At 70.6% G+C, this 15,198-nt stretch carries 12 protein-coding genes; 2 read left to right on the top strand and 10 right to left on the bottom strand.

All coding sequences use genetic code 11. From position 1 onward, the window contains the following. Positions 1-124 precede the first annotated feature (124 nt). From secG to uvrC, 9 genes are all read right to left on the bottom strand, one after another. Positions 125-361 (bottom strand): preprotein translocase subunit SecG, encoded by a 237-nt coding sequence (secG, locus tag EOT10_RS24290; protein ID WP_127830437.1) that lies wholly within the window; start codon positions 359-361, stop codon positions 125-127. 135 nt (positions 362-496) lie between these two features. Further along, entirely contained in the window at positions 497-1,273 is a 777-nt protein-coding gene (gene tpiA / locus EOT10_RS24295) for a triose-phosphate isomerase (protein WP_127830438.1), read from the bottom strand. Positions 1,274-1,278: 5 nt separating this feature from the next. Further along, entirely contained in the window at positions 1,279-2,490 is a 1,212-nt protein-coding gene (locus EOT10_RS24300) for a phosphoglycerate kinase (protein WP_127830439.1), read from the bottom strand. Positions 2,491-2,595: 105 nt separating this feature from the next. Continuing rightward, positions 2,596-3,606 (bottom strand): type I glyceraldehyde-3-phosphate dehydrogenase, encoded by a 1,011-nt coding sequence (gene gap / locus EOT10_RS24305; protein ID WP_127830440.1) that lies wholly within the window; start codon positions 3,604-3,606, stop codon positions 2,596-2,598. A gap of 236 nt (positions 3,607-3,842) precedes the next feature. Then, positions 3,843-6,806 carry a M14 family metallopeptidase gene (locus EOT10_RS24310; RefSeq protein ID WP_127830441.1) on the bottom strand — a complete coding sequence of 988 codons (2,964 nt, stop codon included), beginning with the start codon at positions 6,804-6,806 and terminating at the stop codon, positions 3,843-3,845. 186 nt (positions 6,807-6,992) lie between these two features. Continuing rightward, positions 6,993-7,982, bottom strand: a complete 990-nt coding sequence (gene whiA, locus EOT10_RS24315; RefSeq protein ID WP_127830442.1) for a DNA-binding protein WhiA — start codon at positions 7,980-7,982, stop codon at positions 6,993-6,995. Continuing rightward, entirely contained in the window at positions 7,973-9,010 is a 1,038-nt protein-coding gene (locus EOT10_RS24320; RefSeq protein WP_127830443.1) for a gluconeogenesis factor YvcK family protein, read from the bottom strand. Before EOT10_RS24320 ends, whiA begins: the two co-directional genes overlap by 10 nt. Beyond that, on the bottom strand, positions 9,007-10,002 hold the full coding sequence (gene rapZ / locus EOT10_RS24325; RefSeq protein ID WP_127830444.1) for an RNase adapter RapZ: 996 nt from the start codon (positions 10,000-10,002) through the stop codon (positions 9,007-9,009). The genes EOT10_RS24320 and rapZ overlap by 4 nt, the downstream gene beginning before the upstream one ends. Then, complete coding sequence (gene uvrC / locus EOT10_RS24330; RefSeq protein WP_127830445.1) at positions 9,999-12,038, bottom strand: excinuclease ABC subunit UvrC; 2,040 nt, start codon at positions 12,036-12,038, stop codon at positions 9,999-10,001. The genes rapZ and uvrC overlap by 4 nt, the downstream gene beginning before the upstream one ends. A 277-nt stretch (positions 12,039-12,315) precedes the next feature. Here uvrC and EOT10_RS24335 point away from each other — a divergent pair, with 277 nt between their 5' ends. Beyond that, complete coding sequence (locus tag EOT10_RS24335) at positions 12,316-13,263, top strand: hypothetical protein (RefSeq protein ID WP_127830446.1); 948 nt, start codon at positions 12,316-12,318, stop codon at positions 13,261-13,263. A gap of 119 nt (positions 13,264-13,382) precedes the next feature. Here the strand turns inward: EOT10_RS24335 and EOT10_RS24340 are convergent, their stop codons facing one another. Then, on the bottom strand, positions 13,383-13,808 hold the full coding sequence (locus tag EOT10_RS24340) for a Rieske (2Fe-2S) protein (protein ID WP_127830447.1): 426 nt from the start codon (positions 13,806-13,808) through the stop codon (positions 13,383-13,385). Positions 13,809-14,114: 306 nt separating this feature from the next. On the opposite strand from EOT10_RS24340, the gene EOT10_RS24345 reads away from it, so the two are divergent. Then, positions 14,115-15,152, top strand: a complete 1,038-nt coding sequence (locus tag EOT10_RS24345; protein ID WP_127830448.1) for a LacI family DNA-binding transcriptional regulator — start codon at positions 14,115-14,117, stop codon at positions 15,150-15,152. Positions 15,153-15,198: the final 46 nt, after the last annotated feature.

Below are 15,198 nucleotides of genomic sequence, written 5' to 3' on the forward strand. Positions count from 1 at the left end.
CAACGCGCGTCCAGTGATTGGAGTTACACCCCCCGACCCCAGACGCAAGCCCCATGATAGGCCGCGCCCGAGGGCGCGTACCGGACATGGGGCCTTACGTGTGTGATGTGCGGGTGCGACGAGGTCAGTTGTTGACCTTCATGAGCAGGCCGAGCACGACAATGCAGGCGAACCAGAGCAGACCGAGCACGATGGTGATGCGGTCGAGGTTGCGCTCGGCGACCGAGGAGCCGCCGACGGACGACTGCATGCCGCCACCGAACATGTCGGAGAGACCGCCGCCCTTTCCCTTGTGCATCAGCACAAGGAGCATCAGCAGCAGACTGAAGACGATCAGGGCGATCGAGAACCCCAAAACCACGGCTGGTCCCTACTTCCTGGCAATTCTCATCGGACTAATTCCGGACTGATACGGATGGAGACGGGGGCCGGGGATTTCCCCCCGGCCCCCGCAAGGGTACGACGTTACGCCGCTACCGCATACTCACCGGTCTACTCACTGGTCACGGAAGCGGATGATCTTGACGAACTCCTCCGCGTCGAGCGCGGCGCCGCCGACCAGGGCGCCGTCGACGTCCGGCTTCGACATGATCTCCGCGACGTTCCCGGACTTCACGGAGCCGCCGTACTGGATGCGGACCTTGTCGGCCAGCTCCTGGGAGTACAGCTCGGCGAGCTTGCCGCGGATCGCCCCGCAGACCTCCTGCGCGTCGTCGGCGCCGCAGACCTTGCCGGTGCCGATCGCCCAGACCGGCTCGTACGCGATCACGATCGTCTCGGCCTGGTCGGCCGGGATGTCCTTGAGCCCGCCCTCGACCTGGGACAGCGTGTGCGCGACGTGGTTACCCGCGTCGCGGACCTCCAGCTCCTCGCCGACGCACAGGATCGGGGTCAGGCCGTGCTTGAAGGCGGCCTTCACCTTGGCGTTGCAGACCTCGTCGGTCTCGTTGTGGTACTGCCGGCGCTCGGAGTGGCCGACCGCCACGTACGTGCACTTCAGCTTGGCGAGCATCGGGCCCGAGATCTCGCCCGTGTAGGCGCCGGAGTCGTGGGCCGAGATGTCCTGGGCGCCGTACTTGATCTTGAGCTTGTCGCCGTCGACCAGGGTCTGTACGGAGCGCAGGTCGGTGAAGGGCGGCAGGACCGCGACCTCGACGGCGTCGTAGTCCTTGTCGGCCAGGGCGAACGCGAGCTTCTGGACGTGGGCGATGGCCTCGAGGTGGTTGAGGTTCATCTTCCAGTTGCCCGCCATCAGCGGCGTGCGGGTGGTCATTGAGGTCAGTCCTCCAGTGCGGCGAGGCCGGGGAGCGTCTTGCCCTCAAGGTATTCGAGGGAGGCGCCGCCGCCGGTCGAGATGTGGCCGAATGCATTCTCGTCGAAGCCGAGCGTGCGCACGGCCGCGGCGGAGTCTCCACCTCCGACGACGGTGAAGCCGTTCGAGTCGACGAGGGCCTGGGCGACCGCCTTGGTGCCCTCGGCGTAGTCGGGGTGCTCGAAGACGCCCATGGGACCGTTCCAGAAGACGGTCTCGGCGTCGGCGAGCTTGGCCGCGTACAGCTCACCGGTCTTCGGGCCGATGTCCAGGCCCAGCTGCCCCTCGGGCATCTGGTCCGCGGCGACCGCGGTGTGCTCGGTGGGCGCCTTGGTCTTCAGGTCCGGGAATCCGGGGGCGACCACGACGTCGACGGGAAGCACCAGCTCGACGCCCTGCTTCTCGGCGCGCGCCATGTACTCGGTGACGGCCGGGATCTGGTCCTCCTGCAGCAGGGAGGTGCCGACCTCGTAGCCCTTGGCCTTGAGGAAGGTGAAGGCCATGCCGCCGCCGATGAGGATGCGGTCGGCCTTGCCGAGCAGCTGGTCGATGACGGCGAGCTTGTCGGAGACCTTGGAGCCGCCGAGCGCGACGACGTAGGGCCGGCTGACGTCCTCGGTGAGCTTCTTGAGGACGCCGACCTCGGTGGCGATGAGGTAGCCGGCGTAGTGCGGCAGCCGCTTCGGCAGGTCGTACACGGAGGCGTGCTTGCGGTGCACGGCGCCGAATCCGTCGCCCACGTAGACATCGGCGAGGGCGGCGAGCCGGTCGGCGAACTCGCCGCGCTCGGTGTCGTCCTTCGAGGTCTCGCCGGCGTTGAACCGCAGGTTCTCGATGACGGCGACCTGGCCGGGCTCCAGGCCGTCCACCGCTTCGTGGGCGGCGGGGCCGACAGTGTCCTGCGCGAACGCGACCGGGGCGCCGAGGAGTTCACCGAGGCGCTCGGCGGCGGGCAGCAGCGAGAACGCCGGGTCCGGGGCGCCCTTGGGGCGGCCCAGGTGGGACGCGACGATCACCTTGGCGCCCGCGCCGGCCAGGGCCTTGACGGTGGGCAGGACGGCGCGGATGCGGCCGTCGTCGGTGATCACGCCGTCGGCGAGGGGCACATTGAGGTCGGCGCGGACGAAGACCCGCCTGCCTTCGACCCCTTCGGTGAGAAGCTCGTCGATCGTCTTCATTGCTGTACTCCTGGACTACTTGGGTGGGGACGCACAACAGGGCCCGGACTGCGCGCAGTTGCGCGGTCCGGACCCTGTGCTCACATCGAGTTGCCCGCTCTGGATCTAGAGCTGGCCACCGACGAAGACAGTGAGGTCGACGAGACGGTTGGAGTAGCCCCACTCGTTGTCGTACCAGCCGAGGATCTTCACCGAGTTGCCCTCCTGGACCATGGTCAGGGAGGAGTCGAAGGTGCAGGAGGAGGGGTCGCCGACGATGTCGGACGACACGATCGGGTCCTCGGTGTAGGACAGGAAGCCCTTGAGGTCACCGTCCTCGGAAGCCTTCTTGAACGCGGCGTTGACCTCGTCCTTGGTGGTCTCGCGCGCGAGGGTGACGACGAGGTCGGTGGCGGAACCGGTCGGGACCGGGACGCGCATCGCGATGCCGTCGAGCTTGCCCTTGAGCTGCGGGAGGACCAGGGCGGTCGCCTTGGCGGCGCCGGTGGTGGTCGGGATGATGTTCTCGGCGGCGGCACGGGCGCGGCGCAGGTCCGAGTGCGGGAAGTCCAGGATGCGCTGGTCGTTCGTGTACGCGTGGACCGTGGTCATCAGGCCCTTGACGATGCCGAAGTTCTCGTCGAGAACCTTGGCCATCGGCGCCACACAGTTCGTGGTGCAGGACGCGTTCGAGATGACGTGGTCGGTCGCCGGGTCGTACTGGTCCTGGTTGACACCCATCACGATGGTGATGTCCTCGTCCTTGGCCGGAGCCGAGATGAGGACCTTCTTGGCACCGCCGGCGATGTGCTTCTCGGCGTCGGCCTTCTTGGTGAAGATGCCGGTCGACTCGATGACGATGTCGACGCCGAGGTCGCCCCACGGGATGTCGGCGGGGTTGCGCTCGGAAAGGACCTTGATGGTGTGGCCGTCGACGGTGATCGTGTCGGCGGTGTGCGTCACCTCGGCCTTGAGGCGGCCCAGGATGGTGTCGTACTTCAGAAGGTGTGCGGTGGTCGCGGTGTCACCGAGGTCGTTGACAGCCACGATCTCGATGTCCGCACCCTGCTCGAGCAGTGCGCGGAAGTAGTTACGCCCGATGCGGCCGAAGCCGTTGATTCCTACGCGGATCGTCACGAACCGATCTCCTCGTTGGGTACGCCGGTTTTAGACGCCGGCGAGTTGTATGGGATGTCCCCGACCGCCTCCGACCCTACCTCTCCGAAGGCCTGTGGGTGACATTGAGTGGCAGCTTGCGCGAGACGACGGCCCGTACCGTCCGGTAGACGTGCGGGCCGCCGGTTTACGCGCTCATCTGGGGCTTTTCGCGAAAAGTGAGCGGGGTTGTTTGTCCGCTTTTACGCTCCCCGGCTTCAGCCTCCCAGGGACGCCAGAGCCCTCCCCACGATCACGCTGCGTTGCGCTGGTGTGGTCACGTGTTCGAGTCCGAAGCCGAGCAGCACGGTGTTCTTGGTGCTGATCGCTCCGTACGTCCGGAACAGCTCGCCGGCGCGGGCCCAGTCCTTCGTGACGACGGGGCTGCCCGGGGGCGGGCCGGCGACCTTCCAGGCGCCGAAGGACGACTCGAACCCCTCGGTCTCCCTGGCAGTGCCGCCGACCGTCACGGACGCGTTGTCGGCGAGGACGCCGTGGCCGCCGCTGCCCGGGTCGGTGACGTAGCTGAGCGAGACCTCGACCGTCCTGCCCGCGTAGCCGCTCAGGTCGAAGGTCACCGGCTTCCACCCGTCCGAGGCTCCCGTGAAGCTGTGCCAGGAGCCGGAGGTGCCGGTGGCCTTGCAGCCCGTGGAACCGGGTGTCAGATAGCGCTTGAGGGAGGGATGCTCCTTGATCAGGAATCCGGCCTCGCACTCGGCGGGGACGGCGTCCGTGGTGGCGCCGCCCGCCTCGGGCAGCGTCGTCCAGTCGTCGGCGCCCGCCGTGTGCGCCTCCAGGACGGCGTGGTCGTAGCCCGGCTCCGTGTCCCACAGGAGCTGGAACTTCAGGGCCGGCTTGTCGGCGGCGGAGACACCGGTGAGGTCGATGGTGCGGGTGAGGCGCTTCCAGCCGTCGTCCGTGTGCACGGCGGCCGCCATGGAGACGCCCTCGTAGGGGCTGTACGGATTGGGGGCGCCCTCGTACTGTCCGGCTCCCGCGCCCGTGAACTGCGGGTACTGGGCCGGGGGCAGCACGTCCGAGGTGGCCTGGTAGGTCGCGGGGACGTTCAGCGGGTTGCCGGGGGCGTCACCGAGGCCCGCGGCCGCGCCGGCGAGCACACCGGATCCGGTGAACTTCGTGGCGCCGGGCGTCGACGTACGGGAGTAGGCGCCCAGGTAGTACTGGCTGAAGTCGTTCGTCGTGGTGCCGCCGATGGCGACGGAGCCGCCGGCCTGTTCGCCGGCCTCGATCAGCTTGCCGCCCTCGTTGAGGTAGTCGCGCAGGGCGAGTTGGGTGGCGAGGCCCGGCCGTTCGGCGCCCGTGTAGTGGACGACCGCCTTGAAGTGGGCGAGCACCCCGAGCGGGTCCGGTGCGCCCTGGGTGGCGACGTTCCAGACGAGGGGCGTGCGTCCGTTGGCCTTCAGGGCGTCCTCGTAGGCCTTGGTCTGCTGCCCGGCGGCGTCGTTCTCGGCGACGACGAGGGTGTCGGCCCTGGGGCGCTCGGCCACGGTGTACGTGAAGTGCTCGCTGGAGGTGCGCTTGCCGGACGTCGGGCGTCCGGTGAACCAGACCTCGACCTTGTCGCCCGGACCGGCGCCCTCGATCTTCGCGCGGTAGGCGTCGAAGTGGAGGTTGTCGGCGCCGCCGTAGGTCTGGCCGCCCTTCCAGGCGCGCAGGTCCTCTGCGTGTGTGCGGCCCCCGTCGATCCGGTAGCGGAGCTCCTTGTCCCGCACCGACTTGCGGGCGGTCACGGAGACCTCCTGCGCCGCGCCGCGCGCGTACGAGGTGCTGAACGCGGCCGGGGTGAAGTCAGGGGCCGCGATACCGACGGACGACGACGGCCGGTCGGGGTGGGACGCCGTCTCGGCGACGGAGAGCGCGAACGGGATGTTCTTGACGAACTCGTCCTGGATCAGCTTCTCGTCGTCCGGGAAGGTGAAGACGGACTCGCAGTCCTCGGGGCGCCACCGGTCGTTCGGATCGATGGCCGACGCGGTCTGACACTCGCTCATCTCCGGCGTGAACATGCCGGTGCCGTTGACGTTCCCGGCGTGCCCGTCGGCCTCGCCGTTCGTCGTGTACAGCTCGGAGGAGACCTGCGGGTGGTAGCCGGGGATGGCGGAGTTGCCGGGGGTTCCGGCGAGCGCCTTGTAGAGCACGTCGTCCGGCGTCGGCGTGGCCACCTGCCAGCCCACGCCGTAGAGCAGCAGCTCGGCCGCCGAGTGGTAGTTGATGGCGTAGCGGAAGCCGATGCGCTTCTCGAAGGAGTCGAGGGCCCTGGTCTCGGGCTCGGAGGCGGGGCTCGCGCCGCGGTAGGTCTCACTGGCGGGGCTCGGGGACGAACCCTCGTCGTCGTAGCCCCACTTGTAGGGGAAGTTGCGGTTGAGGTCGACACCGTCGCCGGTCGTGATGGCACCGTCGCCGTTCACGTCGCGCAGGTTCTTGCGCCACTGGCGGTCGCCGTCCGGCTTGAACGTGAAGTCGTAGCCGTCGGGGTTGGCGGACAGGACGAACCACAGCTCGGTTGAGTCGACGATCTTCTTGACGCGCTTGTCCCTGGAGTAGTTGTCCAGGTAGTAGTGCATCAGGCGGCGGGTCATCTCGGGGGTGATCCACTCGCGGGCGTGCTGGTTGGACATGTAGAGCACCGACGGTTTGGCGCCGTCCCGGCTGGTGCGGGCGCCCTTGGTGAGCTTGACGGCGAGGATGTCCTGGCCCCGGACCGTCTTGCCGATGGAGACGACCTTGGTGAGGCCCGGGTGCTCCTGGCCGGTCCTGACGATCTCCTCCTGGAGATTGCCCTTGCCGCTGTACGGGCGGAACACGCCGTCGCCCGCGGACGCCACGCGCGCCCTCGTGCGGGCGGAGAGCGTGTGCTCGGTGAGGTCGACGCCCTTCTTCTCCAGCTGCTTCGCCTGTTTCCCGGTGAGGTAGACCTCGACCTCGGCCTTCCCCTTGCCCCGGGTCTGCTCGCCGAGTTCGTGCCCGTCCTGCCCGGCCTCGAGGAGCAGCGGGATCTGCTCCTTGGTGACCTCGGCGCGGAACACCCTGACCGGATCGGCGTCCGTCCGGGGTGCGGCGCCGCCGCTCTGCGCCTGGGCCGCGGGCGCCAGGCCCGCCCCTCCCAGTCCGCCCAGTACGAGTGCCGTGGCCGCCAGGACCGATCTCGCTCTTCGTCTCATGAGCCCCCCTTGCAGTTGTCTGCCGCAAAAGCGAACAGACGCCAGAGTCATGACAGTTCATGGTCAAGTCAAGAGCGCGTCAAACGCGCACAGAGAGGTCCCCACGGGGGCTTTACACAGCGGGAATGCCGGTGCCGGCGCCCCGGCGGGGCGCCGGCACCGGCATTACGGAATGCAGCTCGTGGATCAGCCGACGAGGTTGTCGGCCATCTCCTCGGTGATGTTCGACTCCGTGCCCGGGATGCCCAGGTCCTGCGCCCGCTTGTCGGCCATCGCCAGCAGACGGCGGATACGGCCCGCCACGGCGTCCTTCGTCAGCGGCGGGTCGGCGAGCGCGCCCAGCTCCTCCAGGGAGGCCTGCTTGTGCTCCATGCGCAGCCGCCCGGCGGCGGCCAGGTGCTCGGGCACCTCGTCGGCGAGGATCTCCAGGGCGCGCTGCACACGGGCTCCGGCGGCGACGGCGGCGCGCGCCGAGCGGCGCAGGTTCGCGTCGTCGAAGTTGGCCAGGCGGTTGGCGGTGGCGCGGACCTCGCGCCGCATCCGCCGCTCCTCCCAGGCGAGCACCGACTCGTGCGCGCCCATACGGGTGAGCAGGGCGCCGATCGCGTCCCCGTCCCGTACGACGACACGGTCCACGCCGCGCACCTCACGGGCCTTGCCCGCGATCTGGAGCCGGCGCGCGGCCCCGACCAGGGCGAGCGCGGCCTCCGGACCCGGGCAGGTCACCTCCAGGGAGGAGGAGCGGCCGGGCTCCGTGAGCGAACCGTGGGCCAGGAAAGCGCCGCGCCAGGCAGCCTCCGCGTCGCAGGTGGCCCCCGAGACCACCTGCGGCGGGAGCCCCCTGATCGGACGGCCGCGGCCGTCCACGAGTCCGGTCTGGCGGGCCAGCTGGTCACCGCCCGCCACGACCCGTACGACGAAGCGCGAGCCCCGGCGCAGCCCGCCGGGCGCCATCACGATCAGTTCCGAGCTGTGCCCGAAGATCTCGAGGATGTCCCGCTTCAGCCGTCGTGCCGCCATCGCGGTGTCTAGCTCCGCCTCGATCACGATGCGGCCGCTCACCAGGTGCAGCCCGCCCGCGAACCGCAGGATGGCCGAGACCTCTGCCTTTCTGCAGCAGGTCCGGGTGACGGGAAGCCGGGAGATTTCGTCCTTCACCGCTGCCGTCATCGCCATGGGCCGATCCTTCCATGCATCCGAAAAATACGGTCGTACGCGGCGGCCAACAGCTCCGGATCATGCCTCGGAGTCCCGTCGGGCCTGGCCACGGGCGCCAGCTCGACCGCGGCGCCGAAGCGCTCCTTGGCGGCGTCGGTAAGAGACTCGCGATCGGGCACGGCGGCCTCGTCGGCCAGCACCACGTCCAGGGCGAGTTTAGGGGCGTGTCGTCCCAAAACCTCCAAATGACGCTGCGGTGAGAACCCCTCGGTTTCTCCGGGCTGCGGCGCGAGGTTCAGCGAGAGGACCCTGCGGGCCTTCGTCTCGATGAGCGCGTCGAGCAGCTCGGGGACCAGCAGGTGCGGGATGACGGAGGAGAACCAGGAGCCGGGGCCGAGCACCACCCAGTCGGCGTCGAGCACGGCGGCGACGGCCTCGGGGACGGCCGGCGGGTCGTTCGGCACGAGGTGCACGGACTGCACCTCGCCGGGCGTGAGGGCCACCGTGGCCTGTCCACGCACGGTGTCGACGTCGTCGGGGCGCTGCGGGTCATGGCCCTTGACCAGGGCCTGGAGCTCCAGCGGAACCGCGGACATGGGCAGCACGCGCCCGTGCGCGCCGAGCAGCTTGCCGACCAGGTCGAGGGCCTGCACATGGTCGCCGAGCTGCTCCCACAGGGCGACGATCAGCAGATTGCCGACCGCGTGTTCGTGCAGGTCGCCCTGGGACTGGAAGCGGTGCTGGATGACGCGGGCCCAGGTCTGGCCCCAGTCGTCGTCCCCGCACAGCGCCGCGAGGGCCTTGCGCAGGTCGCCGGGCGGCAGGACGCCCAGCTCGTCGCGCAGACGGCCGCTGGAGCCGCCGTCGTCCGCGACGGTGACCACGGCGGTGAGGTCGCCGGTGATGCGGCGCAGGGCCGCGAGGGACGCGGACAGGCCCATGCCGCCGCCGAGGGCGACGACCTTGGGCGTCGCGCCCTTGCGCCGGCTCGGGGAGGTGCTTCTGCTGCGCAGCCGACTGGTGAGCCGCAGCGTACGTCCGGTCATTCGCGGCCCATGTCCCGGTGGACGACCACGGTCTCCACGCCCTCCGCCGCGATGCGCGCGGCGAGCTTCTCCGACATGGCGACGGAGCGGTGCTTGCCGCCCGTGCAGCCGACCGCGATGGTCACGTACCGCTTGCCCTCGCGGCGGTAGCCGGCCGCGATGAGCTGGAGCAGCTCCGTGTACCGGTCGAGGAACTCCTTGGCGCCGGGCTGGCCGAAGACGTAGTTCGCCACCTCCTCGTTCACGCCGGTGAAGGGGCGCAGCTCGGGGACCCAGTGCGGGTTCGGCAGGAAGCGCATGTCGACGACGAGGTCGGCGTCGACGGGCAGGCCGTACTTGAAGCCGAACGACATGACGGTGGCCCGCAGCTCGGGCTCCTCCTCGCCGGCGAACTGGGCGTCCATCTTGGCGCGCAGTTCGTGCACGTTCAGGCTGGAGGTGTCGATGACCAGGTCGGCGTCGCCGCGCAGCTCGCGCAGGAGCTCGCGCTCGGCCGCGATGCCGTCGACAATGCGGCCGTCGCCCTGGAGGGGGTGCGGACGGCGCACGGACTCGAAGCGGCGCACCAGAGCCTCGTCGGAGGACTCCAGGAAGACGATCCGCCGGGTGACCTGGCGGGACTCCAGGTCGGCGAGGGACTGGTGGAGGTCGTCGAAGAACCGGCGGCCGCGGACGTCCACGACGACGGCGATCCGGGCGACGTTCCCCTGGGAGCGGGCGCCCAGCTCCACCATGGTGGGGATCAGCGCGGGCGGCAGGTTGTCGACGACGAACCAGCCGAGGTCCTCCAGACACTTGGCCGCCGTGGAACGTCCGGCGCCGGACATTCCGGAGATGATCACCAGCTCGGGGATGGCCGCTTCGGGCACCCCGGGGGCCTCGACGGCCGTACCCGTACTCACCTGTTCTCCGTCGGTGTCCGCCGCCCGGTCCGCCCGGTCGTCGGGGGCCGGCTGTGGTGCTTCCTGCGCGCCCTGCTCGTTCTCGTTCATGACTCCTGCCCCCGTCGTTCGTCCGAGGCTGCCGCGGCGGGGGCCGCGGGGTCCTCGTCTTCAATGATCTCTCCTGTGGCCGTGTTCACGGCCGGTGCGGAGGGCTCCGCGCGCGCGAAGGCCGCCACGATCGTCTCGGCGGTCTTGCGGCCTATGCCGGGAACCTCGCAGATCTGATCGATTGTGGCGGATCGCAGCCGTTTCACCGAACCGAAGTGCTTGATCAGGGCCTGCTTGCGGGTGTCCCCGAGTCCGGGCACCTCGTCGAGCGGCCCTGCCCTGAAGCGCTTGGCCCGCTTGGTGCGCTGGTACGTGATCGCGAACCGGTGCGCTTCGTCACGTACCCGCTGGAGGAGGTAGAGACCCTCGCTGGTGCGCGGCAGGATCACCGGGTCGGTCTCGTCCGGCACCCAGACCTCTTCGAGGCGCTTGGCCAGGCCGCACACCGCGATGTCGTCGATGCCCAGCTCGTCGAGGGCCCGCTGGGCCGCCGCGACCTGCGGCTGCCCGCCGTCGACGACGACGAGCTGGGGCGGGTACGCGAACCGCTTGGGCCGCCCGTCCTCCTCCGTGAGCGTCGAGGCGGGGGCGCCGTCGAGCAGCGTCTCCTCGTCGTCCGACCACTCCCCCGACTTCTCCTTCTCGGCGAGGTACCGCTTGAACCGGCGCGTGATCACCTCGTGCATGGAGCGGACGTCGTCCTGCCCCTCGAAGCCCTTGATCTGGAAGCGCCGGTACTCGCTCTTCCTGGCCAGGCCGTCCTCGAAGACGACCATGGAGGCCACGACGTCGTCGCCCTGGAGGTGCGAGATGTCGTAGCACTCGATCCGCAGCGGGGCGCTGTCCAGGTCGAGGGCCCCGGCGATCTCCTCGAGGGCGCGCGAGCGCGTGGTGAGGTCGGAGGCGCGCTTGGTCTTGTGGAGGGCGAGCGCCTGCTGCGCGTTCCGGTGGACGGTCTCCATGAGGGCCTTCTTGTCGCCGCGCTGCGGGATCCTCAGCGACACGTTCGACCCGCGGCGGGCGGTGAGCCATTCCTGTACGGGTTCCAGGGGCTCGGGCAGCGCGGGGACGAGGACCTCCTTGGGCACGGCGTCGCCGCGCTCCTCGCCGTACAGCTGCTGGAGCGCGTGTTCGACGAGGTCACCGCTGGTGACCGCCTCGACCTTGTCCGTGACCCAGCCGCGCTGGCCGCGCACGCGCCCGCCCCGCACGTGGAAGATCTGCACGGCGGCCTCCAGCTCGTCCTCGGCGAGGGCGATCAGGTCGGCGTCCGTGGCGTCGGCGAGGACGACGGCGCTCTTCTCCATCGCCTTGCGCAGCGCCTCTATGTCGTCACGCAGGCGCGCGGCGCGCTCGTACTCCATCTCCTCGGCGGCGTCCGTCATGTCCTTCTCGAGCCGGCGGAGGTACGTGCCGGTGCGGCCGGTCATGAAGTGGCAGAAATCCTCGGCCAGTTCGCGGTGTTCGTCGGGCGAGACGCGGCCGACGCACGGGGCCGAGCACTTGCCGATGTAGCCGAGGAGGCAGGGGCGGCCGGTGCGGGCGGCGTTCTTGAACACGCCCGCGGAGCAGGTGCGGACGGGGAAGACGCGCAGCAGGAGGTCGACGGTGTCGCGGATCGCCCAGGCGTGCCCGTAGGGGCCGAAGTAGCGCACGCCCTTCTTCTTCTGGCCGCGCATGACCTGGACGCGCGGGAACTCCTCGTTCATCGTGACCGCGAGGTACGGATAGCTCTTGTCGTCGCGGTACTTGACGTTGAACCGGGGGTCGTACTCCTTGATCCAGGAGTACTCCAGCTGCAGGGCCTCGACCTCCGTGGACACCACGGTCCACTCCACGGACGCCGCCGTGGTGACCATCGTTCGGGTGCGGGGGTGCAGGTTCGCCAGGTCCTGGAAGTAGTTGGCCAGGCGCTGGCGCAGGCTTTTCGCCTTCCCGACGTAGATCACCCGGCGGTGCTCGTCACGGAACCTGTACACCCCTGGCGAGTCCGGGATCTGTCCCGGCTGGGGGCGGTAGCTGGAGGGGTCGGCCATGTCAGACACCCTACTTGCGGGGGCCGACAGTGAGGTTGCGCACGCGTTTACCGGGGGCGATCACCGGTTCCGGAGAGGGCGGTCACCGGTTCCGGAGAGGGCGGTCACCGGTTCCGGAGAGGGCGGTCACCGGTTCCGGAGAGGGCGGTCACCGGCCCGTCGCGGGAGCCGGTTGCGCGCCGAGCCTTGTCCGGTGCAGGTCAACACGCTTCAATGCCGGGTGAATTGGGGCCGCACCGTGTGCGCAGCGCCATGTCGTTCACCGGGAGGTCCCTGGATGCCGTACGGCGCACAGCAGGCGCAAGCCGGCTCGCCAGAGCTGGAGGCGGCCCTGCGGGCGGGGCCCTTCCACGTCGCCCTGCGGGCCGCGATCACCGCGCGCGGGCTGCCGCTGCACCGTGTGCGGCACCACCTGACGCGGCACGGCGTCTCGGTCGGCGTCACCAGTCTGAGCTACTGGCAGCAGGGCGCGAGGCGCCCGCAGCGCACCGAGTCCCTACGGGCGGTACGCGCCCTGGAAGAGATCCTTGAACTGCCCGAGGAGTCGTTGATCCGGCTGCTCGCCAAGGACGAGGAACACGCGGCCCGGCAACGCCCCAGGACCCGCTCCTACCGCTCCCTCGTCGAGGCGTCCGGCGTACTCGAACGGTTCCTCGCCGAACTGGGCTCGCCCCCGGACGGAGGGTTGCACACCGTCGGCCGGCACGAGCGGGTCCGGATCGGCGTCGGCCGTGAACTCCTCGGCCACGACTCGCAGCACATCGTGCGCGCCCACCGGGACGGCGTCGACCGCTATGTGGCCGTCCACCACGGCGACCCGGGGTGCAGCCCCGAACACGTCTCGGTGCGCGCCCTGGAGAACTGCCGTACGGGGCGGGTGCGGCGGCACCGCGAGACGGGCGTCGTCGTGGCGGAGCTGCTGTTCGACGCCCGGCTGCGGGCGGGCGACACGTTCCTCTTCCGCTACGGCTTCGAGGACGGCACGGCGGGCCCCACGTCGGAGTATCTGCGCGCCTTCGGTGCCGCGGGCGGCCAGTACGCGCTCCAGGTCAGGTTCGCGGACGGCGAGCTGCCCGCGCGCTGCCACCGCTTCACCCAGCACTCCGCGGCGGCCCCGCGCGGCGGCGGCCAGGACCTGGCGCTCAGCGGCCCACACCGCTCGGTCCACCTGGTCGAACCGCAGGTGCGGGCGGGAATCCTGGGGATCGGGTGGGACTGGGACTGACGACCGGCGTGGGGCTGCGGGCCGGCGTGGGACTTACGACCGGCATGAGGCTGCGGGACAGGCGGGGTGTGGCGGGCGTCAGGCCGAGGCGGGGCGGGACAGGCGGGGTGCGGCGGGCGTCAGGCCGACGGGCCGGCGACGAGCTTGCCGTTCTTGACCTCGACCGACAGCTTCGCCAGCGGCACCGTCGCCGGGTCGTGCAGCACCTTGCCGGTCGTGGCGTCGAACTTGCTGCCGTGGCAGGGGCAGGTCAGCTCCGTGCCTTCGAGCATGGTGATGGGGCACTGCCGGTGCGTGCAGATCGTGCTGAACGCCGTGTACTTGTCGGCCGAGGGGCGGCTGACGACCACGTTCTCGTCCTGGTACAGCTTCGCGCCGCCCACGGGCACCTCGTCGGCCTTGCCGAGGTCGACGGGGGCCGTCGGCGCCGCGGCCGGCCCGCCGCCCGAGCCGCCGGGCGAGCAGGCGGCGATCCCGAGCCCGGCGGTCCCGGCGAGCGCGACACCCCGCAGCACGGTTCGGCGGGTGGGGGGCGTGCCGGACATGAGGACTCCAGGGGTGGTCGGGGCGCGGCAGGGCGCACTTCGCTGACGGATGGTGTTGACCGACGGCGCTGACGGACGGCAGGGCGCACATCGGTGACGGATCCGACGATACCGGTGGGGCGGGTGACGTCTCGTGGGACCCTGGGTGCTGACGATCGCGCACCACCCTCGTCCCTACGATCGCGCCGACCTCACCGACCTGGCCGACCTCGCAGACCCCACCGAACTCGCCGCTACGATTGCGCGCCGGCCTGCGCCATCCTGTACCGGACGCCATCCGCCTCGCCGCCCCCGGGAGAACACCGCGTGAACCGCCCCACCGCCCGTGACGTGGCCGAGCTCGCCGGCGTCTCACGTGCCGCCGTGTCCTTCGTCTTCAGCGGCCGGGCGCAGGGCAACCTCTCCGCCGACACCCAGGCGAAGATCAAGGCGGCGGCCGACCAGCTCGGCTACCGCCCGGACGAGGTGGCCCGGTCCCTGCGCAAGCGCCGCAGTGCCGTCATCGGCATGCTCAGCGACGAGATCGCGACGAGTCCCTTCGCGGGGCGCATGGTCCTGGGCGCGATGGAGGCGGCACGCGCGCGTGGGCACCAGGTACTGCTCCTGGAGTCCCGCAAGGACCCCGCCCTCGAGGCCGAGGCCGTCGCCGAGCTGCGCGCCCGCAGGGTCGACGGCATCGTGTACGCCGCGATGTCGATGCGCAGCACGAGCGTGCCGGGCGCCCTGGCGCCGGAGCGCTGCGTGCTCGCCAACTGCGTGGCGCGCGGCCCTGGTTCGTACGCCTCCGTGGTCGCCGACGAGCGCGGCGGCGGCCGGTCCGCCGTCGACGTACTGATCCGGGCGGGCCACCGGGACATCGCGCTGCTCGGCGGCGAGACGGACGACATCGCGGCCTCCGACCGGGCCCGCGGCTTCGGTGACGGGCTGCGCGCCGCCGGCCTGAAGGCCCGCCCCGAGTGGACCGTGCGGGTGGGCTGGCAGATCGACGAGGGCTACGCGGGCGCGCTGCGCGTCCTGGACACGCCGGACCCGGGCGCGCGCCCGACGGGCATCGTCTGCGCCAACGACCGTGTGGCCACGGGGGTGTTGCTCGCCGCCGCCCGGCTCGGCATCTCGGTCCCCGACGAACTCTCGGTGGTCGGCTACGACGACCAGGACCAGATGGCCGACCGGCTCGTCCCGGCCCTGACGACGATCGCGCTGCCGCACCACGCGATGGGTGCGGCGGCCGTCGACCTGCTCCTGGACTCGGTGGCCACGAACGAGGACGTCGACCCCACGACCCGACGGGTCCTGGAATGCCCGGTGATCGAACGCGCGTCGGTGGTGGCACCGGTCCGGTGACGCCTGGCGGGGGCCGGGCGGGGATGGGTGGGCGCCGGGCCGGGAC

Source organism: Streptomyces antnestii, from assembly GCF_004005495.1.
GTDB classification, from domain to species: Bacteria; Actinomycetota; Actinomycetes; order Streptomycetales; family Streptomycetaceae; genus Streptomyces; species Streptomyces antnestii.

Bases quoted from the DNA above. Each gene is read 5' to 3' on its own strand.
- EOT10_RS24300 (WP_127830439.1), bottom strand. From the start codon at position 2,490: ATGAAGACGATCGACGAGCTTCTCACCGAAGGGGTCGAAGGCAGGCGG.
- EOT10_RS24335 (WP_127830446.1), top strand. From the start codon at position 12,316: ATGCCGTACGGCGCACAGCAGGCGCAAGCCGGCTCGCCAGAGCTGGAG.
- uvrC (WP_127830445.1), bottom strand. From the start codon at position 12,038: ATGGCCGACCCCTCCAGCTACCGCCCCCAGCCGGGACAGATCCCGGAC.
- rapZ (WP_127830444.1), bottom strand. From the start codon at position 10,002: ATGAACGAGAACGAGCAGGGCGCGCAGGAAGCACCACAGCCGGCCCCC.
- tpiA (WP_127830438.1), bottom strand. From the start codon at position 1,273: ATGACCACCCGCACGCCGCTGATGGCGGGCAACTGGAAGATGAACCTC.
- EOT10_RS24310 (WP_127830441.1), bottom strand. From the start codon at position 6,806: ATGAGACGAAGAGCGAGATCGGTCCTGGCGGCCACGGCACTCGTACTG.
- EOT10_RS24340 (WP_127830447.1), bottom strand. From the start codon at position 13,808: ATGTCCGGCACGCCCCCCACCCGCCGAACCGTGCTGCGGGGTGTCGCG.
- whiA (WP_127830442.1), bottom strand. From the start codon at position 7,982: ATGGCGATGACGGCAGCGGTGAAGGACGAAATCTCCCGGCTTCCCGTC.
- EOT10_RS24320 (WP_127830443.1), bottom strand. From the start codon at position 9,010: ATGACCGGACGTACGCTGCGGCTCACCAGTCGGCTGCGCAGCAGAAGC.